The organism is Pseudonocardia hierapolitana, from assembly GCF_007994075.1.
GTDB classification, from domain to species: domain Bacteria; phylum Actinomycetota; class Actinomycetes; order Mycobacteriales; family Pseudonocardiaceae; genus Pseudonocardia; species Pseudonocardia hierapolitana.
Genome location: NZ_VIWU01000001.1, coordinates 7,372,107 through 7,393,975 on the forward strand (window position 1 = coordinate 7,372,107; position 21,869 = coordinate 7,393,975).

19 protein-coding genes and 1 pseudogene are annotated in these 21,869 nt (G+C 72.9%); 9 read left to right on the top strand and 11 right to left on the bottom strand.

Annotation, left to right across the window (positions count from 1 at the left end; genetic code table 11):
- Positions 1-280: 280 nt before the first annotated feature.
- Positions 281-685, bottom strand: a complete 405-nt coding sequence (locus FHX44_RS34815; RefSeq protein WP_147259658.1) for a VOC family protein — start codon at positions 683-685, stop codon at positions 281-283.
- Between the two features lie 112 nt (positions 686-797).
- Between FHX44_RS34815 and FHX44_RS34820 the strand changes: the two genes are divergently transcribed.
- On the top strand, positions 798-1,784 hold the full coding sequence (locus FHX44_RS34820; RefSeq protein WP_147259659.1) for an AraC family transcriptional regulator: 987 nt from the start codon (positions 798-800) through the stop codon (positions 1,782-1,784).
- Between the two features lie 73 nt (positions 1,785-1,857).
- Here FHX44_RS34820 and FHX44_RS34825 read toward each other — a convergent pair whose 3' ends face one another.
- Entirely contained in the window at positions 1,858-2,607 is a 750-nt protein-coding gene (locus FHX44_RS34825; protein WP_147259660.1) for an aspartate/glutamate racemase family protein, read from the bottom strand.
- Positions 2,608-2,684: 77 nt separating this feature from the next.
- On the opposite strand from FHX44_RS34825, the gene FHX44_RS34830 reads away from it, so the two are divergent.
- Complete coding sequence (locus tag FHX44_RS34830; protein WP_147259661.1) at positions 2,685-3,590, top strand: LysR family transcriptional regulator; 906 nt, start codon at positions 2,685-2,687, stop codon at positions 3,588-3,590.
- A 31-nt stretch (positions 3,591-3,621) separates the two neighbouring features.
- Here the strand turns inward: FHX44_RS34830 and FHX44_RS34835 are convergent, their stop codons facing one another.
- The 4 genes from FHX44_RS34835 to FHX44_RS34850 all read right to left on the bottom strand — a co-directional run bounded on the left by FHX44_RS34835 (position 3,622) and on the right by FHX44_RS34850 (position 9,920).
- The gene (locus FHX44_RS34835) at positions 3,622-4,527 is read right to left on the bottom strand and encodes a carbohydrate ABC transporter permease (protein WP_147259662.1); all 906 of its coding nucleotides are present in this window, start codon (positions 4,525-4,527) and stop codon (positions 3,622-3,624) included.
- Positions 4,524-5,456 carry a carbohydrate ABC transporter permease gene (locus FHX44_RS34840; protein WP_147259663.1) on the bottom strand — a complete coding sequence of 311 codons (933 nt, stop codon included), beginning with the start codon at positions 5,454-5,456 and terminating at the stop codon, positions 4,524-4,526. The genes FHX44_RS34835 and FHX44_RS34840 overlap by 4 nt, the downstream gene beginning before the upstream one ends.
- Entirely contained in the window at positions 5,453-6,826 is a 1,374-nt protein-coding gene (locus FHX44_RS34845; protein WP_212612786.1) for an extracellular solute-binding protein, read from the bottom strand. Before FHX44_RS34845 ends, FHX44_RS34840 begins: the two co-directional genes overlap by 4 nt.
- 61 nt (positions 6,827-6,887) lie before the next feature.
- A complete protein-coding gene (locus tag FHX44_RS34850) occupies positions 6,888-9,920 on the bottom strand; it encodes an alpha-mannosidase (protein ID WP_147259664.1) in 3,033 nt (1,010 codons plus the stop codon).
- Between the two features lie 110 nt (positions 9,921-10,030).
- On the opposite strand from FHX44_RS34850, the gene FHX44_RS34855 reads away from it, so the two are divergent.
- Complete coding sequence (locus FHX44_RS34855; protein ID WP_147259665.1) at positions 10,031-11,257, top strand: GntR family transcriptional regulator; 1,227 nt, start codon at positions 10,031-10,033, stop codon at positions 11,255-11,257.
- On the opposite strand, the pseudogene FHX44_RS34860 reads toward FHX44_RS34855, so the two are convergent.
- A pseudogene (locus FHX44_RS34860) lies at positions 11,183-12,173 on the bottom strand (helix-turn-helix transcriptional regulator). The gene FHX44_RS34855 and the pseudogene FHX44_RS34860 overlap by 75 nt on opposite strands.
- Positions 12,174-12,235: 62 nt before the next feature.
- Between FHX44_RS34860 and FHX44_RS34865 the strand changes: the two are divergent.
- Together FHX44_RS34865 and FHX44_RS34870 are read left to right on the top strand one after the other, a co-directional pair.
- Entirely contained in the window at positions 12,236-12,745 is a 510-nt protein-coding gene (locus FHX44_RS34865; RefSeq protein ID WP_147259666.1) for a VOC family protein, read from the top strand.
- A complete protein-coding gene (locus tag FHX44_RS34870; protein WP_147259667.1) occupies positions 12,742-13,476 on the top strand; it encodes a glycoside hydrolase family 16 protein in 735 nt (244 codons plus the stop codon). Before FHX44_RS34865 ends, FHX44_RS34870 begins: the two co-directional genes overlap by 4 nt.
- Here FHX44_RS34870 and FHX44_RS34875 read toward each other — a convergent pair.
- The 3 genes from FHX44_RS34875 to FHX44_RS34885 all read right to left on the bottom strand — a co-directional run bounded on the left by FHX44_RS34875 (position 13,460) and on the right by FHX44_RS34885 (position 16,160).
- A complete protein-coding gene (locus tag FHX44_RS34875) occupies positions 13,460-14,440 on the bottom strand; it encodes an adenylate/guanylate cyclase domain-containing protein (protein ID WP_147259668.1) in 981 nt (326 codons plus the stop codon). The two genes, FHX44_RS34870 and FHX44_RS34875, sit on opposite strands and share 17 nt — an antisense overlap.
- A gap of 1 nt (position 14,441) precedes the next feature.
- Entirely contained in the window at positions 14,442-14,891 is a 450-nt protein-coding gene (locus tag FHX44_RS34880) for a universal stress protein (protein ID WP_147259669.1), read from the bottom strand.
- 69 nt (positions 14,892-14,960) lie between these two features.
- A complete protein-coding gene (locus FHX44_RS34885; protein ID WP_246170752.1) occupies positions 14,961-16,160 on the bottom strand; it encodes a lycopene cyclase family protein in 1,200 nt (399 codons plus the stop codon).
- 140 nt (positions 16,161-16,300) lie between these two features.
- Here FHX44_RS34885 and FHX44_RS34890 point away from each other — a divergent pair, with 140 nt between their 5' ends.
- Positions 16,301-17,842: a deoxyguanosinetriphosphate triphosphohydrolase family protein gene (locus FHX44_RS34890; protein ID WP_425469164.1), complete on the top strand. Its 1,542-nt coding sequence runs from the start codon at positions 16,301-16,303 to the stop codon at positions 17,840-17,842.
- Between the two features lie 51 nt (positions 17,843-17,893).
- Here the strand turns inward: FHX44_RS34890 and FHX44_RS34895 are convergent, their stop codons facing one another.
- Positions 17,894-18,700 carry an SDR family oxidoreductase gene (locus FHX44_RS34895; RefSeq protein ID WP_147259671.1) on the bottom strand — a complete coding sequence of 269 codons (807 nt, stop codon included), beginning with the start codon at positions 18,698-18,700 and terminating at the stop codon, positions 17,894-17,896.
- 135 nt (positions 18,701-18,835) lie between these two features.
- Here FHX44_RS34895 and FHX44_RS34900 point away from each other — a divergent pair, with 135 nt between their 5' ends.
- The 3 genes from FHX44_RS34900 (at position 18,836) to FHX44_RS34910 (ending at position 21,867) form a co-directional block, all read left to right on the top strand.
- A complete protein-coding gene (locus FHX44_RS34900; RefSeq protein ID WP_147259672.1) occupies positions 18,836-20,458 on the top strand; it encodes an ABC-F family ATP-binding cassette domain-containing protein in 1,623 nt (540 codons plus the stop codon).
- 335 nt (positions 20,459-20,793) lie between these two features.
- A complete protein-coding gene (locus tag FHX44_RS34905; RefSeq protein ID WP_028932228.1) occupies positions 20,794-21,003 on the top strand; it encodes a helix-turn-helix domain-containing protein in 210 nt (69 codons plus the stop codon).
- Positions 21,004-21,063: 60 nt separating this feature from the next.
- Positions 21,064-21,867 (top strand): enoyl-CoA hydratase/isomerase family protein, encoded by an 804-nt coding sequence (locus FHX44_RS34910; RefSeq protein ID WP_147259673.1) that lies wholly within the window; start codon positions 21,064-21,066, stop codon positions 21,865-21,867.
- Positions 21,868-21,869: the final 2 nt, after the last annotated feature.

The window sequence follows — 21,869 nt, forward strand, 5'->3', positions numbered from 1 at the left end:
CCACGCGAGCCGGTCGCGTTTCTCGTCGGACGGCCAGCCATGTCGCATCTCCGTGCTTCTCGCGGAGTTCGCCGGCGACCACCGCGCGGTGTTCACCGGCTGACCGGCACCCGCGCGGTGAGCGCTGTTCTCGGGCGCTGAACGCTGCGTCCACCGGCCGGTGGAGATCGACCTACGCGTGGCGTGATGCGCCGACCGGGGTTCACCGGCGTGGATCCTCTCGAGGATCGATCCGGAGCCGCACCGCGCCCGCGACCACGCGCGGGCGCGGTGCGGCGGCTCAGGCCTCCGCGGGTGGAGCGAAGAACTCCAGGGCGATGCCGTCCGGGTCGCGGAAGGCAAGACCGGATCCGTAGGGCGCGTCCTTGATCACGCCGTGCTCGATGCCCAGCTCGTCAAGCTTGCGAGACCACTTCTCCAGCTCACCGCGGGTGGCGCAGCCGAAGGCGACGTGGTCGAGGCCGACCTGGAACTCGCTGAAGCGCGCCGCCGCTCCGCGGCCCTGGTGCTGGTGCAGGCCGAGCAGGGTGCCGTTGCCGAGCACGAACACGGTGTGGTGCATGTCCGGGTCGGTGTCCTCGTCGATCACCGGTCGGGCGTCGAAGAGGGCTTCGTACCACGGGACGCTCACGTTCAGCTCGCGCACGGTCACGGCGATGTGCGTCAGTGGGGGGAACTCGGTCACCTGGGTTCTCCTTCGTCGGTGTCTAGGGTCGACTCTGATCGTGGGTGGAGGAGGAGGGAAAACCCATGACCAGGACACCGCCCGTGCTAGCCGGCACCCCGAGATCGTTGCGATGAACGACGCGTTGTCCTCGGCGCTCGAGCATCTGCGCCTGGAAGGCGCGTTGTTCTTCCGTACCGAGCTCACCGAGCCGTTCGAGTTGGAGTCGAGCCCGCTCGCCCTGGCCGACGCGCTGGTTCCGGGCGCCGATCGGCTGACCCTGTTCCACATCGTCGCTTCCGGATCGTGTTGGGTCGCCGTCGATGACGGAGTGCGCTACCGCGCCGAGGCCGGCGACGTGATCGTCATGCCGTACGGCGACCACTACGTGATGGGCGGAGAGGGTGCCGCCGAGTGCGTATCGATCCTCTCCCTGCTCGACCCACTGCCGTGGGAGGTGATGCCGATGCTCCACCTCGGCGGCGGTGGCCGGCGTACCGAGATCGTCTGCGGCTTCCTGCACAGCACCGATCCGCTGTTCGATCCCGCGATGCGGGCCCTGCCCGCGGTGTTCGTGGTGCGCCTGATGAGCGCACCCGCGGCCGGCTGGGTCAGGGCGAGCATCGACTACGCCATGGCTGATGCCGTACCCCCGTCGAACCGGTCGCCGAGCGTGATCGCGACGCGCCTTCCTGAGCTCGTCCTGATCGAGGTGCTGCGCACCCACCTGGCGACAGCGCCTGCGATCGACCACGGGTGGATCGCCGCCCTGCGTGATCCGGTGCTCGCGCCGGCCCTCGCCGTGCTGCATCAGGAGCCCGAGCGCAGGTGGACCGTCGCCGGCCTGGCAGCCGCGGTGGCCACGTCGCGGTCCGCGCTGGACGAGCGCTTCCGCCAGGTCCTCGGGCAGTCGCCGATCCGCTACCTCACCGGGTGGCGCATGCACCTGGCCGTGGAGCTGCTGGCAACGACCGAGCTGGCGGTGTTCACGATCGCCCGGCGGGTCGGGTACCTCTCCGAGGAGGCGTTCAGCCGGGCGTTCAAGCGCGAACGAGGCATGTCGCCCAGCCACTGGCGGGCGGCCCTCCGGCGTGACCGCGGCGATCCGCCGTCTGCGTGATGGAGGCCGACGACACACTTGGACCCCAGCTGCTCGTGCAGGAACCGGATCGGGTCGGTACTGGACGGCGCGGTCATCGTGCGGGTCCGGTTCGACGGGTACCGACGAGGGTGCCGTTCGTCGCGCCGCTTGTTGGCGCGAGGGCGAGGTCGGCCGCGTGGCGGGCGTGGGTGCGAGCGGTGGCGATCAGCGGCATGGGGGAGTCCTCGGCCGTGACTGCCAGCTCGAGCTCGGTGCATGCGAGCGCCACGGCCTCGGCGCCCCCGCCGGCGAGGCCCTCGATCGCTGCCAGCAACTCTGCGCGTGACTCGGGCCTGACGTTGCCGACCGTGAGCTCGCCGAAGATGATCTCGTCGAGCCGGGCGCGGGTGGGCGCGTCGGGCACGACCGTCTCGATGCCGTGGCGGGCCAGCCGCTCGGCGTAGAAGTCGTCCTCCAGCACTGGGCGGGCCCCGAGCAGGCCGATCCGGCGCGCGCCCAGCCGCGCCGCCTCCTGCGCCACCGCATCCGCGATGTGCAGGAACGGAACCGGAATCGCGTCCTCGATCGCCCCAGCCGACTTGTGCATGAGGTTCGTGGCGAGCACGACCAGCTGCGCGCCCGCACCGACGAGCCCGGCGGCGCTCGTCGCCATGATCTTCCCGGCCCGCTCCCAGTCGCCGTCGATCTGGCACTGCCGGATCTCGTCGAAGTCGAGCGAGTGCACCAGCAGGTCGGCGCTGTGGTGGCCGCCCAGCCGCTCCTGCACCCGCTCGTTGATCACCCGGTAGTACTCCGCGGTCGAGTACCAGCTCATCCCACCGATCACGCCGATTCGTCGCATGGGGACATCGTGTGGCGCGGGGCGAAGCCATAGGAAGCCGTGTTCTGCTTGGGTAATCCATCAGTCATGCTTATGGCGTGGATCCTCGGCGGCTTCTCACCTTCCGCGCGGTCGTGCGCGCGGGCTCGATCAGCGCGGGTGCCCGCGGCCTCGGCTGGACGCAGCCTGCGGTGAGCCAGCAGCTCGCCGCGCTGGAGCGCGAGGCGGGCACGCCGCTCCTGGTGCGCGGGCCGACGGGCGTGGTCCCGACCGAGGCCGGGGCCGCGGTGCTGCGCCACGCGGACGCCGTCGACGCCGCCCTGCGCTCGGCCCGCGAGGAGCTCGACGACCTGGTCGGACTCGGCGCGGGGACGGTCCGGATGGCCGCGTTCCCGTCGGCCGGGGCCGTCGTCGTGCCGGCGCTCGCCGCGGAGCTGCGCGAACGCGCTCCCAGCATGCAGCTGCGCGTGGAGGAGGCCGAGCCGCCCGAGGCCGCCGCGCTCGTGCGGTCCAACGCCGTGCACCTCGCGCTGGCATTCCGCTACCCGGGGCAGGCCGCGGAGCCGGACCTCGGCTGGCTTCCCCTCGGCACGGACCCGGTGCGGATCGTGCTCCCTGCGGCGCACCCGGGCGTCGCGAAGCTCGCCGACTTGCGCGACGAGGCCTGGGTCGCCGGGTGTGAACGCTGCCGCGCCAACCTCGTGGCCGCCTGCGTGGACGCCGGCTTCGCGCCCGACATCCGGCACGTCACCGACGACTACGTCGCCGTGCAGGCGCTCGTCGCCCGCGGGCTCGCGGTGTCGCTCCTCCCCGAGATGGCCCTGCACGCCGCCGCCGTGGACGGCGTCCGCGTCCACCACGATCCCGCGCTCGTCCCGCGGACGGTGGGCGTGCTCCACCGCGCCGGGGTGGAACGCGTGCCTGCGGTCGCGGCGGTGCTGGCCGCACTGGCCGAAGGCCCGGCCGGTTCAGGAAAGCCACATTCAGGGCCTGCAAAGCCCTGAACGTGGCTTTCCTGAACGTCCGCCTGCCGGCTCAGCCCTTCACTGCGCCGCCGAACGCGAAGGCCCCGCCGAGGCGGCGCGACAGCACCAGGTACAGCAGCAGGGCGGGCAGTGAGTAGATCACCGAGTACGCCGCGAGCTGGCCGTACACCACGTTGCCGTACTGGCTGAAGAACGTGAAGATGCTGACCGAGGCGGGCAGCTGGTCGTTGGACAGCAGCAGGATGAAGGGGACGAAGAAGTTCCCCCACAGGTGGATGAACGTGTAGATCGCCACCACCGACATCCCCGGCCACATCAGCGGCATCACGATCGTGCGCAGCGCCTGCATGGGGGAGGCGCCGTCGGTCCAGGCCGCCTCCTCAAGCTCGATCGGCACGGCGTCCATAAAGTTCTTCGTGAGCCAGATCGCGATCGGCAACGAGGTGGTCGCCATGAACAGGATCGTGCCGACGAACGTGTCGATCAGGTCGATCTGCACGAAGAAGCCGTAGACCGGCACCATGATCGCGGTGATCGGGAGCCCGGTCGTGAACAGGATCGTGAGCATGAACGGCCGCTTGTACCGGGACTGGTACCGCGAGAGCGGGTAGGCCGCGAACACCGACGCCGCGAGGGTGATGATCGTGGCCCCGCCGCACAGGATGAACCCGTTGAGCATCGGCCGGTAGGTCGTGTCGGTGTTGAGGACCGCCTCGAAGTTGCCCAGCGACCACTGCTGCGGCAACGAGACCGACAACCCCGCCGACTCGTCGAACGCGGCCAGCACCACCCACAGCAGGGGCACCACGAAGCAGGCCGCGATCAGCAGCAGGACGAGGTTGACCGTCAGCTTGCTCACCACGTGCGACGAACGCCGGGCACCTCCGGACCGATGGGCCCTGCCGCGTGCCGCCGGCTCGGGCGGCGCGGACAGGGTGGGGGCTTCCGCGCTCATGACATGGTCTCCCCGAGTCGCAGGGCACGAAGGTAGATCAACGAGAAGATCCCACCGATGAGCAGCAGGACCAGCGCCAGCGCGGTGCCGTAGCCGAGGTCGGAGAACTGGAAGGCCTGCTGGTAGGCGTAGACGGGCAGCGTGGCGCTCTGGCCGCTCGGGCCGCCTCGGGTCATCGTCCAGATCAGGCCGAACACCGAGAGCGTCTGCAGCGTGATGAGCATGAGGTTCGTCGCGATCGACCGGCGCACCATCGGCAGGGTCACCGAGAACAGCCTGCGCCAGGTGCCGGCCCCGTCGACGGTGGCGGCCTCCTCGATCTCCTTCGGTACCTCCGACAGTGCGGCCGAGTACACGAGCATCGAGAACGCCGTGCCCCGCCAGACGTTCGCGATCGCCACCGCGAGGATCGGTGCGGTGTAGAGCCAGTTCTGCGCCGGCAGGCCCACCGCGGCGAGCGCCACGTTGAGCGATCCGCCGTCGCCGAGGTACGCCGACCAGAGGTAGCCGGCCACCACCTCGGGCAGCACCCACGCGCCGATCACGATCGCGCTGACGACGGCGCGCACCACCTGGTGCCCCGACCGCATGAGCAGGGCGAGCACCATCCCGAGCACGTTCTGGCCGATGATCGCCGACAGCACCGTGAAGACCACGGTCAGGAACACCGACCGGTGGAACTCGGCGCTCGTGAACGCGCGTGTGAAGTTCTCGAACCCGACGAAGTCCGCCCCGGACGCCCCGGTCAGGGCCATGTCCGTGAACGCAGCCCACACGCAGTAGACGACCGGCCATGCGAGGAACACCCCGAGCAGGACGACGGCGGGCGCCAGCGGCAGACCGCGCAGCAGGCCCCTGCTGATCGAGCCGGGCGGGCCCGGGGCACGGCGGGAACCGCCGCGCCCCGGGCCCACTGCGAGCGTGCTCATGACCCCGCTGCGGCGACGTCCGCGTCGCCCGCGATGGTCCGGACCTGGTTGTCGAAGTTCGTCGCCGCCGCCGCGACGTCGGCCGAGCCCGTGATCACCGACTCCGTGGCGACCTGGATCTCGTTGGAGATGCGCGGGTACACCGAGTACGCGGGCCGGTAGTTCGTGATCGGCACGAGCGAGGCGAAGAACTCGTTCGACGGGTTGGCCTGGGCGTAGCTGGGGTCGTCGGCGACGTCCGTGCGCACGGGGATCTGCACCTCGTCGATCGCGAACTTCAGCTGGTGCTCCTTGTCGTTCAGCAGCTTGCTGAACTCCCACGCCATGTCGGGGTTGTCGGCGTTCTGCGGGATCGCCCACGTCCAGCCGCCGGACATGCTCACCTTCCCGGGCGCCTGGCCCGATTGCGTCGGCATGCCGGTCCAGCCCATGACGCTGCTCCACTGCGGCCACGGGTTCGCGCCGCTGTCCAGCCAGTTGTTCGACAGCCACGAGCCCTCGACGGCGATCGCGACCTTGCCCTGCGGGATGAGCTCCTGGGCGACCGTGTCGTTCCAGTTCGGGCTCAACACCTGCTGCGGGGTCGCGCTCAGGCCCTCCGAGTACACGGTCTGGAGGAACTGCAGGGCGTCGCGGAAGCCCTGGGTGCCGACCTGCCACTTCTGCGTGGCGTGGTCGTAGAGCGTGTCGCCCGTGCCGTAGAGCAGCATCTCGAAGCCCTGCATCGACGCGGCCTCACCCAGCGGCGTGCCGGCGTAGATGCTGAACGGGATGACCCCGGGCACGGCCGCCTTGATCGCCCGGGCGGCGGTGAGCAGGTCGTTCCACGTGGTGGGCTGCCACTCGGCGGGCAGTCCCGCCTGGGCGAGGATCTCCTTGTTGAACCAGATGCCGCGGGTGTCGGTGCCGGTCGGGATGCCGTAGGTCTTCCCGTCGAGGGCCCGCCCGGCACCCTTGGCGGTTTCCGCGAACTGGTTCCAATCGGGCCACCCGGCGATGTACTCGTCCAGCGGACGCAGGTAGCCGGCCTCGATGTCGGAGTTGATGAGGAAGGTGTCCTCGTAGACGAGGTCCGGGGACGTGCGCGGGCTGCGCATCTGCAGTTGCAGCTTCGTCGTGTAGTCGTCGTTGGCCGCCACGATGGGCTGGAGGTCGATCGTGGTGCCCGGGTGCGCCTGCTCGAACTCGCCCTTGGCGTCCTTGAGGAAGTTCTCCATCACGCGGTCGTTGCCGAACTGCCGGAAGGTGACCGTCACGGTCGACCCGTCGCCCTCGTCACCGCCGCCGCACGCCGCGAGGCTGACCGCCATCAGTCCCGCCGCGGCGACCGCGCCCGCCCTCCGCCATCGCTGCCCTGCACTCGTTGCCACTGGAGCTACCTCCGTCTTCCCGCCGTTGGTGACGTGGTTTCGCCTACTGCGTGTCCGGGCGTCACTGCTGATCCCCGCCCGGGTGGGAGAACCTCAGGGTCACGACCTGGAACGGTCGCAGGGTGAGTGCGAGCTCGCCCTCGTCGAGCGGGTGATCCCCGGCGAGCGGCCGCTCGAGCAGGTCCGTCTCGCTGCAGGAGGTGGCGGGGAAGCCGAGCTCCAGCCGTACTGCCGCCCGCGCCCCGATGGCCTCGTACAGGCGCACGACCACGTCGCCCGAACCGTCGTCGGCGAGCTTCACCGCCGAGATCACGACCCCGTCGTGATCGGTCCGCACGAGCGGCTCCACCTCGGCGTCACCCGGCACCCGCCGCTCGGGCACGTTGAGCCGGTAGCCCTCGCGCGTGGCGTCGGCGAGGTCGGCCCCCGGCACGAGCGCGAAGCGCATCCGGTGCACGCCCTGGTCGGTCTCCGGGTCCGGGAACCGCGGCGCGCGCAACAGCGACAGGCGCACCGTGGTGGTCGTGCCGCCTGCGCAGCCGTTCGTGGCGGGACGCACGGCGCGGGTGACGTCGTGGCCGTAGGTCGAGTCGTTGACGAGCGCGACGCCGAAGCCGGGCTCGGTGACGTGCAGGTAGCGGTGGGCGCAGATCTCGTACTTGGCGGCCTCCCAGCTCGTGTTGGTGTCGGTCGCCCGGTGGACGTAGCCGAACTGGGTCTCCGCCGCGGAGCGTTCCGCCCGCACGTCGAGGGGGAAGGCCGCCTTGAGGAACGTCTCGGTCTCGTGCCAGTCGACCTCGGTGGCGATGTCCACGCGTCCCGCTCCGGGCGGAAGGGAGATCACCTGGGTCACCCGGGAACGGCCGAACCGTCGCACCACCCGCACGGCCGAGTCCGCTGCCGGCTCCAGCGTCTCGACGTCGGTCACGTCGGTCACGGTGCGGCGGTACGCGTGGTCGACGTCCCACGCGTCGTAGTGCGCGGGCAGGTCCGGGTGCAGCTGCAGCAGGTTGGCGGGGCTGCCGGGGGCGATGGCCTCGCGCCCGGTGGCCAGGTCGACGACCGACACGAGCAGGCCCAGCGGGTCGACGGTGGCCCGGACCAGGCCGTTGTCCAGCACGTACCCGCCGCCGTCCGCCGCGGTGCGGGTGGCGGGAGCGGGCGGTGCGGGCGCACGTGTCGCCCCGCGGGCGGGGACGCCGTCGCGCGCGTGCGGGGCCGCGTTGAACACGACCTCACCGCCGGACCCGGCGTCGCCGGCGAGCGCCCGCTGCGCCGCCGCGATGATCACCTCGAGCTCGGCGGTCAGCCGCGCGTAGGTCTCGCGGCTCTCGCGGTGCACCCAGGCGATCGAGGACCCGGGCAGGATGTCGTGGAACTGGTGCAGGAGCACCGACTTCCAGATGCGGTCCAGGTCCTCGTACGGGTACGGGTGCCCGGCGCGCACGGCCGCGGTGGCCGCCCACAGCTCGGCCTCGTACAGCAGGTGCTCGCTGCGCCGGTTGCCCTGCTTGTTCCCCGCCTGGCTGGTGTAGGTGCCGCGGTGGGTCTCCAGGTACAGCTCGCCGACCCACACCGGCGGTTGCGGGTAGTCCGCGAACGCCTTCGCGAAGAACCGGGCGGGTGGCTCGACCTCGACCCGCGGCGAGCCCTCCAGGTCGCGCAGCCGCGCGGCCCTGGCCAGCATCTCGCGGGTGGGTCCGCCGCCCCCGTCGCCGTGCCCGAACGGCACGAGGGAGCGGTTGGCCACGCCCTTGTCGGAGAAGTTGCGCACGAGGTGGGCCATCTCGGCGCCGGAGAGCGTCGCGTTGTAGGTGTCGACCGGCGGGAAGTGGGTGAAGACCTGGGTCCCGTCGAGGCCCTCCCACCGGAAGGTGTGGTGGGGGAACCGGTTGAACTGGCTCCACGAGATCTTCTGGGTGAGGAACCAGCGGGAGCCCGAGAGGCGCACGAGCTGGGGGAGTGCCGCGGTGTAGCCGAAGGAGTCGGGCAGCCACACCTCCTCGGTCTCCACACCGAGCTTGTCGAGGAAGAACCGCTTGCCGTGCACGAACTGGCGGGCGAGCGCCTCCCCGCCGGGCATGTTGGTGTCGGACTCCACCCACATGCCGCCCACCGGCACGAGCTGGCCCTCCGCCACCTTCTTGCGCATCCGCTCCCACACGTCGGGGCGGTGCTCCTCCATCCAGGCCCACTGCTGGGCCGAAGACATCGCGAAGACGAAGTCGGGGTCGTCGTCCATCAGCGTCAGGACGTTCGACGCCGTGCGCGCCACCTTGCGGACCGTCTCGCGCAGCGGCCACAGCCACGCGGAGTCGATGTGGGCGTGCCCGATCGCGCTCACCCGGTGTGCGCTCGCGGTCGCCGGGACGGCGAGGGCGGGCGCCAGCGCCGCGCGGACCGCGGCCGCGCTGCCGGCGACGTCCTGGAGGTCGAGCACGTCGAAGGCGCGCTGGAGGGTGCGCAGGATGTTCCAGCGCCGGGGGTCGCCGACGGACAGCTCGTGCATGAGCTCGGTGAGCACCTCGACGTCCTGCACGAGCTCCCACACCGGCTCGTCGAACACCGCGAGGACGACCCGGCGCACGTGGTAGAGCGGGTCCCTCCCGGCCGTGTGCACCTCGCCCAGCGGCGTGCCCACCCCGTGGACGAGCGGGTTGGCCGCCGCCTCGACGTAGAGGTCGACGGGCTCGCCGCCCGCGGCGCTGTCGGCGATGCGCAACCACGTGTTCATCGGGTTGAGCCCTTTGACGGCCGTGCCGTCGGGCCGGTGGACGAGCGCCTCGGCGGAGAACCCGGGGCGGTCGGTGGCGAAGCCGAGGTCGATCACGGCCTCCACCGGGTGGCCGGCCCACGCCGCCGGGACCGACCCGGTGAGGTGGAACCAGCTCGTGCCCCAGGCCGGGCCCCACGCCTCGCCCGCCCGCGCCGGCCGGTAGGGCGCCTGCAGCGCGTCGGCGACGGCGACCGGCTCGCCCGGGGTGTGCCAGACCTCGACGGCGAGGGGGACGTTCGCGCCGTGGACCGCCGGTCGTAGCCGCTCGCGCAGGATGCGCTCGATGCGCTGCTCGATCAGGACGCGGTCGTCGTGCATGCAGGGACTCCTCGGCGAGCCTTTAGTCCATCGTTTGGATGAGGAACCTAGATTCAACGCTTTAATGCGTCAATACTGGAGCGGCGGGCGACGAGGAGGACGTGCAAGGGATGGCATCTGGGACGGACGGACCGCCTTCCGGCGTCGCGTTGTTCGCGTGGGTCAAGCAGGAGCTGCTCGACTCCATCGCCCGCGGCGAGTTCTCCCCCGACGAGCCGTTCGTCACGCAGCGCGAGATAGTCGAACGCTTCGGGGTCTCCACGACCACCGCCGTTCGGGCGTTGAACGAGCTGGTCGCCGACGGAGTGGTCGTGCGGCGACGCGGCCGGGGCACCTTCGTCGCCGAACGCGCCACCGCCCGCCCGGTGACACCGTCCGGTCCCCCCGTCATCGCCTACGTCAGCCCGGACCGGCGGGCGGGCATGCACGACTCCGATCTGCTCGCCGGGCTCTCCGTCGAGACGGAGGCGCTCGGGTACCAGCTCACCGTCGCGCACACCCGGAGCACGGCGCACGAGGAGCAGGTGCTGCGCACCGTCGCGGCCGGCTGGGCGCAGGCCGTGGTGCTCTTCGCGCACGACCGGTCCACCGCCGCGGGCGTGGTGGAGGAACTGCGGCTCGCCGGCGTCGTGACGGTGCTGGTCGACCGGTACCTCCCCGGCCTCCCCACCGACGCGGTGCTCTTCGACGACTTCGCCGTCGGGTACGACGTCACCACCGCGATGATCGACCGCGGGCACCGCTCCATGGCCGTGCTCTGGAGCGAGACCGACGTGACGAGCGTGCGGGACCGGCTCGCCGGCCATCGCCGGGCGCTGCGCGACCGCGGGCTGCCCGAGCTCCCCGAGCGGTCGGCGCTGCGGCCCTTCACCGGTCTCGACCCCGCCGCGCGCCAGCGCAGGCTGCGTGCCCTGCTGACGTCCGACGACCCGCTCACCGCGCTCCTCTTCGGCAACGCCCCCACGCTCGGGCAGGCCGTGTCGGACCTGCTGGCCATGGACGTCGGCTTCCCGGGCTCGGTGGAGCTGGCGAGCATGGACCAGTCCAGTCCGGACGGCAACGGGCCGCTGTCCGTCGTCTCGGCCCGGCTGCCGACCCGGGAGATGGGCAGGCGGGCGGCGCGGCTCGTGCACGAGCGCCTGCAGGGCTCGGCGGAGCCGGCCCGCCACGTGGTGCTGCCGGCCGAGGTGCAGGTGGCGGCGCCGGGGCGGAACACCCTCGTGGTCAGCGGCGCGGACGACGCCATGCACCGCGTGCGCACGTCACTCGGTGCCGACAGCGCCGACAACGCCGACAGCGCCGACAGCCCGACCGAGGCGTCCGGCCAGCGTGCGTAGGTGCTCGCGCAGCTCCGGCGGCTCGTGCACCTCGAACTCGCACCCCAGCCGCAGCAGCGCGAAGGCCAGCCACTCGAGGGTGTCGGTGTGGCTGCGCAGGCGGCAGGTCTCGTCGTCGATCGGCTCCAGATCGGCGGGCCCGTCCCCGATCCGGCCGCGCACCCGCTCGACGGGGGCGCGCAGCGTAGGCCACCGCCGTGTGGACGGGCACACCCGAGTACAGCTTGTCGGTGACGTACGCGGCGGCGTCGGGGGCGGGCAGCTCGCGGGGTGCCACTCGTGCACCGGTCGGCTGCGGCGCGTCGATGCGGTCGACGCGGAAGATCCGCCAGCCGTCGCGGTCGAGGTCGTAGGCCACCAGGTACCAGCGCCGCCCGGCGGGGACGAGCCGATGCGGCTCCACGTGCCGCCGCGACCCGCTGCCGTCGGCCGCGGTGTAGCGCAGCCGCACCCGCTCGCGGTTCGCGATCGCGGCGGCGAGCGCGGTGAGGTGCGCGGGGTCGACGGGGGTGGCGTAGGCGTCCGGTGCGGGCACGGTGGCGGCGCCGAGCGCGCTCACCCGGTAGCGCAGCCGGGACGGCAGCACCTGCTCCAGCTTCGCCAGCGCGCGGACGGCGGCCTCGTCGATGCCGGTGACGGCCTGCCCGGCCGCCGTCCGGAGCCCGACGGCGATGGCGACCGCCTCCTCGTCGTCGAGCAGGAGCGGTGGCATCGCCGTGCCCGCGACGAGGCGGTACCCGCCGAGGGCGCCCATGGTGGCCTCGACGGGGTAACCGAGATCGCGCAGCCGGTCGACGTCGCGCCGCACCGTCCGCAGGCTCACGCCGAGCCGCCGGGCGAGCTCGCTCCCCGGCCACTCGCGGGGCGTCTGCAGCAGGGAGAGCAGCGTGAGCAGGCGGGCAGGCGTGTCGGTCACGACGGAAGAATGCCAGCGATGTGTGCCAGGAGCCGACCTACATCCGCCGTAGCGTTTCCGTCATGACGCAGACGATCAAGCCTGTGCCCGACGGCTACACCACGGTGACGCCCTGGATGATCTCGAAGGACACCGCGGGCCTCATCGACTTCCTGACGCGGGCGTTCGGCGCAGAGGAGCTGGCGCGGGTGGAGAACCCCGACGGTCCCGGCATCGGCCACGCGGAGGTCCGGATCGGGGACGCCGTCGTGATGATGTTCGACGTGCTCAACCCCGACTGGCCGTACACCCCGTGCTTCCTGCGGCTCTACCTGCCCGACGGCGACGCGGCCCACCAGCGGGCCGTGGACGCGGGTGCTACACCTCTGCACCGGATGACGGAGATGTTCTGGGGCGACCGCGTGGGCCGCGTCCGTGACCCGTTCGGCAACGTCTACTGGATCCAGACCCGGGTGGCCGAGCTGGAGCCGGACGAGATCGCGCGCCGGATGGTGGCGCCGGAGTTCGTGGCGGCGATGGAGTACATGCAGAGCGGGGAGCTGGTCGTCGGCGCGCATACGATCCCGGCGTGACGCGGACCCACCTCGACGAGCGGTTCCCGGGCCACGACCTGGACCGGTCGGTCTGGTTCCCCTACTACCTGCCGCACTGGAGCTCGCGCGCGGAGTCCGCGGCCACGTGGGAGGTGCGCGACAGTGCGCTGCACCTGACCATCCCGCCGGATCAGCCGCTGTGGTGCCCCGACCTGCACCCGGAGCCGCTGCGCGTGTCCTGCGTGCAGACGGGGAGCCTCACCGGGCAGCAGCCGTTCGCCGACGGCCTGGTGGTGCGCGAGGAGCAGCCCACGTTCTGGGGCTACACCCCCTGCTACGGGGCGGTGGAGGTGCGGATGCGGGCCACCGTCTCGCCGCGGTCGATGTTCGCGTTCTGGATGTCGGGCATCGAGGACGAGCCGCGGCGCAGCGGGGAGATCTGCGTGGCCGAGGTGTTCGGCGACACCGTCGACGGCGAAGGGGCGGCGGTGGGCATCGGGCTGCACCGCTTCCGCGACCCGGAGCTGGTCGAGGAGTTCTCGGCCGAGCGGTTCGACCTCGACGTCAGCGAGTTCCACCGGTACGGGGTCGACTGGCGCCCGGACGGGCTCACGTTCTCGATCGATGGCACCGTGGTGCGGCGGGTGCGGCAGAGCCCGTCCTACCCGATGCAGCTGATGATCGGTGTCTTCGACTTCCCCGCGAAGGCGACCGGCGCCGACGAGCCGGTGCCGGAGCTGGTGGTCTCGCACGTCACCGGTCGGCCCTGACTCGGGCTCGTTCCAGCAGCCACGGGTGCAGGTGGCGGTAGCCGCGCACGGCCACCGAGCGAAGCGGACGCAGGGCGAAGCGCGGGTCGCCCGCCAGCGCGTCGGCCACCCCGCGGTCGGCCAGCACGCTGCCCGGCCGGGCGTGCGCCGTGAGCCGCGCGGCGATGTTGACGACCTCGCCGTAGACGTCGCCGTAGCGCACCAGCACCGGGCCCGCGGCCAGGCCGATGCGCAGCTCGGGCAGCGCGGGCTCGGCCCGCACGCGGTCCTGCAGCGCGAGCGCGATGCCCGCGCCATCGGCGACGTCGTCGGCGACGAAGAGCACCTCGTCCCCGACCGTCTTGACGATCCGCCCGTGCCCGTCCGCGATCACCTCGGTGGTCGTCGAGCCGAAGCGCTCGATCATCTCGCTCAGCTCGGCGGTGGAGCGGCGCCTCGTGGTGCGCGTGAAGCCGACCATGTCGGCGAAGCCGACGACGAGCGGCCAGGTTCCGGGCTCGTCGCCGGGGCCCGCCGTCACGACCATCCGGCGGACGGCCGCGGCCACATGCCGGCGCCAGACGTAGCTCTGCAGGTCCTCCAGCGCGGGCAGGACGGCGGCGGCGATCTCGCGCGAACCTTGCGGTGTGACCTCGCCGCCCTGGTCCTCGATCACGCGGATGAGCATCCCGACCTGCCACTCCGCGAGCCGCGACAGCGACTGGGCCATCGCCCGCGCCACGGCCTCGCGCACGTCGGGGGCGAGCACCCCGGCGTCGGTGAGGCGGGTCATCAGGCGCACGGCGTCGAGGTCGCGCTCGGTGAAGAGGACCTCGTCGTCGGCCGTCTCGGCGAACCCGAGGGCGCGCCACAGCCGGCGACCGGTCTCGAGGTCGAGCCCGGCTGTCTCGGCGATCTGCTGACGCGTGTAGCGCCGCGGGGCACCGAGGATGAGCTCTTCGAGGGCGTCCTCCGGTGTGGTCACGTCAGGTCGTGTGGACGATCAGGACGTCGATCCCGGCGCGGCGCGCCACGTCGGACGGCACCGAGCCGAGCAGCCGCCCGCTGAGCGTGTTGAGGCCCCGGTTGCCGACGACGAGCAGGTCGGCGCCGGTGTCCCGCACCGCCTTGCGCAGCACGTCGACGGGCGGGCCGTCGACGGCGAGCGTCCGGATCGTGCGCGCCCCCGCGGCCGCGGCGCGCTCCTCGGCGCTGCGCAGGGTCTCCTCGGCAGGCGTCCAGCCGACCACGAGGTAGGCCTCGTCCTTGAGCGCGTCCTCTGCCTCGGCGGTGTCCTCCCGGGACGGGGGCGTGAAGGCGCAGACGATGACGAGCTCGGCGTCGCTGTCGGCGGCGACGGCTGCGGCGCGGTCGACGGCGTTGAACGACGTGGCGGAGCCGTCGGTGCCGACGACGATCGTGCGGTAGGCGGACATCGGAAGCCTCCGGCATCGGGGAACGTGAGGGGCAGGTTACCGCTGGTAGGAATCGAGCCGCGCACGCCGTCACACCCCCGTGGGCGGAAGGACGGTCGGTGGGAGCACAGCGGGTGGGAGCACCGCGGGTGCGATCAGCCGGGCGCGCATGCGCCAGCCTGCGCCTGCCCACAGGGCGCGCATGGTGGCCGCGGTGCCGCGCACGTCGGCGCGCCCCACCAGGTAGCACCAGCGGTGCCGCGGCGGCAGCGCGAAGAACGTCTCGAAGAACGCCGGGACCTCGGCGGGCGGCATCCGCAGCAGCGCCTCGAGCCCGATCCGGCGGAACCGGTGCACGGCACCCGCTCCGCGCGGCCAGACCACCGCGTGCGCTGCGGCGAGGGCCCGGTCGGGCCCGGCGGCGATCGCGTCGGCGACCGCCGGCGCGAGCCGCAGCGACGTGGCCACCGAGAACCCGCTCGCCGGGTGCACGAGCGGGGCCGCGGCGCCGAAGGCGAGGACACCGGGGGTGCGGTGGCGCGGGGAGTCGACCGGGAAGCGGACGGCCTCGGTGGCGGCGTCCGGGGGAGGGGTGATGCCGTGCCGGGCGAGCCGTGCGCGCAGCCGCCTGCGCAGCACCGGCAGCGGCAGGCCGGGGCGGCGGGCGAGCGAGGTCTCCTCCAGCAGCACGGCGCCGCCGCCGAGCGGGACGCCGTAGAGGAAGGTGGGCCAGCCCGGCTCGCCGTGGTCGGGCCGCCAGTCCATGAACAGCGCCTCACCGGGCGCGACGAGCGGCGCGGCGATCGCCTCGTCGACGACCACGCCCGCCGCCGTCTGCTCGGCGGACGGCCGGCGCCGGGGCGCGGCGCGCAGCGGCTGGCGGTGGCCGCCCGCGTCCACGACGACCGCGGCCCGCAGCTCCTCGGCACCGCTGAGGTGGACGGCGCCGGATGCCCAGGCGGCCGCGCGGCCCGCGCGGACCTGCACCCCGCGGCGGGCGAGCTCGCCGTCGAGGTGGGCGCGCAGGGCGGGGACGTCCAGGACGGCGTACTCCCAGCCGAGCCGGTGCTCGGAGAGCGCGATCGCCCGTCCCGTGGCCCGGGCCGCGATCACCGACGGTGGCAGGTCGTCCGGCAGTTCGTCGGCCCAGCAGCCGTAGGTGGCCCGCCACGGCGCCTCCGGTGCCGGATCGACCAGCGTGGTGCGCAACCCGCGCTCGGCGGTGGCGGCGGCGAGTGCCCTCCCGGCGGGCCCGCCGCCGACGACGAGCACGTCGGGGTCGCGGAACACGCCCAGCATCCTGCCCGCCGAGGCCGTCCGGCGACGTTCAGGAAAGCCACATTGCTGTCCTGCACGTTCCGGAATGTGGCCTTCCTGAACTTCCCGGGTCGCTCCGCAGCACGCGTCGCCGCGCGCATTAGCCTGCGTGCGTGGCGGATCGCTCCGTGCTCGACCAACCCGTCCGCCCGTCCGCGCGGGCGGCCCGGCGGTCGGGCGTGGGGGAGAGCGGGGTGGGCCTGGCCGCGAGCCCGTTCCGGGTCGACCGGGACCGGATCGCGGCGTCGCCGTACTTCGCCCGCCTCGCCGGCGTCACGCAGGTGGTGAGCCCGACCGGCAACGGTCTGCTGCTGCACAACCGACTGACGCACAGCCTGCAGGTGGCTCAGGTGGCGAGGGCCATCGCCGAGCGGCTGACGGCCGACGCCGTGACGGGCGCGGTCCTGGACCGGCTCGGCGGCTGCGACCCCGATGTCGTCGAGGCCGCCGCGATCGCCCACGATCTGGGCCACCCGCCGTTCGGGCACCTCGGCGAGCAGGTCCTGGACCGGCTCGGCCGCGAGCGGCTGGGCCTGCCGGACGGGTTCGAGGGCAACGCGCAGAGCTTCCGCGTGATCACGACGATCGACCTGCACGGGCCGGGCGGCGCCGGGCTCGACCTGACCGCGGCCGTCCGCGCGGCCGTGCTCAAGTACCCGTGGGCCCGCCGCGGCCATCCCGACCCGCACCCGAGCACGGCGCCCGTTCCGCCGCGCGGCGCGGGCCCGCTGCCGGGCGCCCCGGACGCGGGGTCGGCCAAGTTCTCCTGCTACCTCACCGAGCTCGACGACCTGGTCGACAGCCGGGCCGCCGTGGCGGTGGGGCCGTGGCAGCAGACGGTGGAGGCCGCGGTGATGGACACCGCCGACGACGTCGCGTACGCCATCCACGACCTGGAGGACTTCCACCGGGTCGGCGTGCTCGCCCAGCCGGGTGTCGCGACCGAGCTGGGCGGCTGGCTGCGCGACCGGGGTGGGCTCGCCGCGGCCGACCCGTCCGCGCTCGGGTCGCTGCGCCCGGGCGCCGACCTCGAGCGGCTGCGCAGGCGGCTGCACACCAAGGACGGCTGGGCGTTCGACGACGAGGCGTTCGCCTCCGCCGTCGCCCTGGTGCGCGAGGAGCTGGTGGACGGGCTGCTGGCCGTCCCGTTCGACGGGTCGATGGCCGCCGAGCGGGCGGTCGCCGAGTTCTCGGCGCGGTGGACGGCCCGCCTCGTCGCGGGCGTCCGGGTGCAGCCCGACCCGCCGGTGCGGGCCGCGCCGGTCACCCTCGCCACGGCGCAGTGGCACGAGGTGGCGGTGCTGAAGTTCGTGCACCACCGGTTCGTCCTGCAGCGCGCCGACCTCGCCTCCCACCAGCGCGGCCAGGCGACGGTGCTGACCGGGCTGGTCGGTGCGCTCGCCGACTGGCTCACCGGTGACGACGAGGTCCGCATCCCGCCCCGCCTGCACGACCTGGTGGCGCTCGCCCACGACGAGTACCGCGGGCTCTCCGCCGAGGGACGGCTCGGCCCCGAACCGGACGTCGACGCGCTGGCCCGCGGCCGCGCGGTGGTCGACTACGTCGCCTCACTGACCGACGGCCAGGCCGGCGCGCTGCTCGACGTCCTGACGGGCCGCTCCGCGCGGCTGTGGGCGGACGCGGTGGCCCTCTGACCAGCACGTCGTGCACACCGCGGCGACACGGTGCACGGCCGGGCGGCGCGGCTAGGCGGAGCCGAGGGAGCCCGTCGAGAGGATGCCGCCGTCGACGCGGACCGTCTCGCCGGTGATCCAGGAGGCCGCGTCGGAGACGAGGAACCCGACCAGCCGGGCGACGTCCTCGGGCGTGCCGAGGCGCTTCATCGGGTAGGCGGCTGCCACTTTGTCCTCGTCGTGGGCGTAGAGGGCGGTGGCGAACTTCGTCTTCACCACGGCAGGCGCCACGGCGTTGACCCGGATCGACGGGCCGAGCTGCCAGGCGAGCTCCTCGGTGAGCCGGATGAGCGCGGCCTTCGACGCCCCGTACGCCGCGATCACGCCCGAGGAGCGGATGCCGGCCACCGAGGCGAGGTTGACGATCGCGCCGCCGTGCTCGCCCATCCACGCCTTGTAGGCGAGCTGCACGAACCCGAGCGCGGCGACGACATTGGTGTCGAAGGTCTTGCGGACGGCGTCGAGGTCGGCGTCCATGAGGGAGCCGTAGGTCGGGTTGATCCCCGTGTTGTTGACCAGGATCGCGAGGTTGCCGAACCGCTCCACGGTGCGGGCGACGGCCTCCTCGCGGGCCTCGTCGGATCCGGCGTTGCCCGGGAGGGCGAGCACCCGCCCGGGGTCGGTGCCCGCCGCCAGCTGCTCGGCCGCCGCGGCCAGCTCGTCCGGCTTGCGTGCGGTGATCGTGACCGACGCGCCCCTGCCGAGCAGCTCGCGGGCGATGGCGAAGCCGATTCCGCGGCTCGCGCCGGTGACGAGGGCTGCGCGACCAGCAAGATCCTGGGGGACGCCTGCGGAGATGTCGGCGGTGACGTCGGTCATGTCCGCGACCCTACTTCCCGAAACCGCTCGACCCGGCCGGTACTCTGGACTGCGTGATCATGGTCCGGATCGAGTAGCGGCGGCGCGCGTCATCTCTCGCGTGCCGTCCCTTCCACTCGTTCTGGAGTCCTTCTCGTGATCACCGCCTCCGACCTGGAACTGCGTGCCGGGTCCCGGATCCTCCTGTCCGGCGCCGCCCTGCGCGTGCAGCCCGGCGACCGCATCGGCCTCGTCGGCCGCAACGGTGCCGGCAAGACCACCTCGATGCGGGTGCTCGCCGGTGAGGGCGAGCCCTACGGCGGTGCGGTCCGCGCCACCGGCCCGGTCGGCTACCTCCCGCAGGACCCCCGCGAGGGCGACCTGTCGGTGCCTGCGCGCGACCGCGTGCTGTCGGCGCGCGGGCTGGACACGCTGCTGCGCAAGATGGAGAAGGCGCAGACGGCGATGGCCGAGCTGGTCGACGGCGCCGAGAACGCCAAGGCGGTGCGCGAGTACGGCCGGCTCGAGGAGCGGTTCTCCGCGCTCGGCGGCTACGCGGCCGAGAGCGACGCCGCCCGGATCTGCACCCACCTCGGGCTGCCCGAGCGCGTCCTCGGGCAGCCGATGGCCACGCTGTCCGGTGGCCAGCGCCGCCGCGTCGAGCTCGCCCGCATCCTCTTCGCCGCCTCCGACGGCGGCAGCCAGAGCGCCACGACGTTGCTGCTCGACGAGCCCACCAACCACCTCGACGCCGACTCGATCACCTGGCTGCGCGGGTTCCTGTCCAACCACGAGGGCGGGCTCGTCGTGATCAGCCACGACACCGATCTGCTCGCCGCGGTCGTCAACAAGGTGTGGTTCCTCGACGCCACCCGCGGCGAGGTCGACATCTACAACATGGACTGGCGCCGCTACCAGGAGGCGCGGGCCACCGACGAGAAGCGCCGCCGCCGCGAGCGCGCCAACGCCGAGAAGAAGGCCGCCGCGCTGCACGCCCAGGCCGCGAAGATGGGCGCCAAGGCCACGAAGGCGGTGGCGGCCAAGAACATGGCCCGCCGCGCCGACCAGATGCTCGCGTCGCTGGAGCCGGAGCGGCAGGCCGACCGGGTCGCGCGGATCCGTTTCCCGGACCCGGCGCCCTGCGGGCGCACCCCGCTCACCGCGGAGGGGCTGTCGAAGTCGTTCGGCTCGCTCGAGGTGTTCACCGGTGTCGACCTCGCCGTCGACCGCGGCACCAAGGTCGTGGTGCTCGGGCTCAACGGCGCGGGCAAGACCACGCTGCTGCGGCTGCTCGCCGGCACCGAGAACCCGGACTCGGGCCGCGTCGTGCCCGGGCACGGGCTGCGCACCGGCTACTTCGCCCAGGAGCACGACACGCTCGACATGCAGGCCACGGTCTGGGAGAACATCCGGCACGCCTCGCCGGACACCCCGGAGCAGCAGCTGCGCACGCTGCTCGGGGCGTTCATGTTCTCGGGCGAGCAGCTCGACCAGCCCGCCGGCACGCTGTCGGGCGGCGAGCGCACCCGGCTCGCACTCGCCGGCCTGGTCTCCAGCGCGGCCAACGTCCTGCTGCTCGACGAGCCCACCAACAACCTCGATCCGGCCAGCCGCGAGCAGGTGCTCGACGCGCTGCGCCACTTCGCCGGGGCCGTCGTGCTCGTCACGCACGACCCGGGCGCGGTCGAGGCGCTGGATCCGGACAAGGTGATCGTGCTGCCCGACGGCACCGAGGACCACTGGTCCGCCGACTATCTCGAGCTCGTGCAGTTGGCCTGATCGGGCGATTTCCGCCGGCATGTCCCATGCCTGCCCGGCCACCCGATCGGGGTGCAGGCAGGTTCGTGGCCGCCGCCGTCGACGGCCGTGGCGGCATCCGGCGGGTCCGCGCTCCCCTGCCGGGGTGACTTGCGGGTGGCGACGGGGTGACATCCGGGTGTGCAGGTTGCGGCAATGATCACCCATACGCGTGATCCATTCGGGCGAACCGTTCGCCGATCACCGAGTGGATCTCCTGGCACCGGGTAGTTCCGTGGACGATCATTGCCGCACCGGGGGGAGCCGGAAACGATCTGCCTGCGGTCCGCGCAGGTGGGCGAAGGAGATCAGGTGTCATGGCCGACCTGAAGAAGGGTGCTCGTATCACCGGCACCCAGCGCGACAAGCTCGCCACCGACCTGAAGAAGAAGTACGAGAAGGGCGCCAGCATCCGCGCGCTCGCCGAGCAGACCGGTCGGTCGTACGGATTCGTGCACCGCGTCCTGTCCGAGACCGGCGTCACGCTGCGCGGCCGCGGCGGGGCCACTCGTACCAAGAAGAAGTAGGTCGAGAAGCAGTCGGAAGCGGTTGCCGGACCGCTTCCTACCCCGGGGTAACCTGCCGCCATGACAACGGCGGCGATCGACCCGGAGCTTCTTCGACGCGGTGGGCTGACGTTCGACGTCGACGGTCCGCGGGCGACGATCACGCTCGCGCGTCCGGAGGTGCTCAACGCGCAGACCCCGCACACGTGGGAGGCGCTCCGGGCGATCGGGGAGTCGGTGCCCGCCGAGGTCCGCGTCGTGGTGGTGCGCGGCACCGGCCGCGCGTTCTCCGCCGGTCTCGACAAGCGGTACTTCGCCGCCGACGAGGTGGACGGCGCCCCGGGCCTCACCGGCATCGCCGCGTTGCCCGACGAGGAGGCCGACACCACGATCGCCGCCGCCCAGGCCGGCTTCTCGTGGCTGCGCGACCCCACGCGCCTCACCATTGCCGCTGTGCAGGGCCACGCCATCGGAGCGGGTTTCCAGCTCGCGCTCGCCTGTGACCTGCGTGTCGTCGCCGACGACGTGCAGTTCTGCATGGCCGAGACCAGCCGGGGCATCGTCCCCGACCTCGGCGGCACCTACCCGCTCGTCCACGCCGTGGGCTACTCCCGCGCCGTCGAGATCTGCCTCTCCGGACGGCGGGTCGGCGCCGACGAGGCGGTCGCCATCGGCCTCGCGCTGCGCGCCGTGCCCGTGGCGGAGCTCGACGCCGCCGTCGACGCGGACGTCGCGGCCCTGCTCGCCGCACCGCCGAAGGCCGCTGCCGAGACCCTCGGCCTGCTCGCAGGCGTCGCCGAGGGCGCCGACCCGGCGCAGGCCCTCGCCGCCGAGCGCGCGGCCCAGCTGCGGCGACTCCGCTCGCTGGCGGCGGGCGAGGGCTGAGC